The sequence below is a fragment of the Facklamia lactis genome (assembly GCF_015863205.1).
In the GTDB taxonomy this organism is placed as follows: Bacteria; Bacillota; Bacilli; order Lactobacillales; family Aerococcaceae; genus Facklamia; species Facklamia lactis.
Map to the genome: position 1 here is coordinate 1 of NZ_JACBXQ010000027.1, position 558 is coordinate 558.

At 36.4% G+C, this 558-nt stretch carries 1 protein-coding gene; it reads right to left on the reverse strand.

Annotation, left to right across the window (positions count from 1 at the left end):
- The coding region (locus tag HZY91_RS10840; RefSeq protein ID WP_197116280.1) for an EAL domain-containing protein at positions 1 to 558 on the reverse strand (558 nt) is incomplete at both ends.

Consider the following 558-nt stretch of genomic DNA (forward strand, 5'->3'; position numbering starts at 1 on the left):
AGCAATGTAATATCCTTGCACCATATCACATTGTTTTTTATTTACAAATTCATATTGTTGCTCTGTTTCGACCCCTTCGGCCACAACAGCTAAGTGCAAATTGTGTGCCATCATAATAATTGTAGATACAATCGTCGCATCATCACTATATAAGGAGAGACGTCGAATGAACGATTGATCAATTTTTAAAATATCGATTGGGAAACGATGCAAATAACTTAAAGAAGAAAAACCTGTCCCAAAGTCATCAATCGCCAACTTAAAACCGTACCGTTTAAGCTGTACAAGTTTTTGAACAGATTCCTCTGCATTTGGCATAATCGTACTTTCCGTCAGTTCTAATTTAAAAAAGCGCGGGTGAACATTGTTCGCTTTTACAATATGTGATACTTGTTCAACAAAATCATCTTGTTGAAAATGGACAGCTGAGATGTTTACTCCGACTTTCATATGCGGAGCGAACGAATGTATCGCCTTTATATGTATACACGTTTGTTCTAACAGCCATTTCGTAATTGGAACGATAAATCCTGTCTCTTCTGCTAATGGAATAAATTG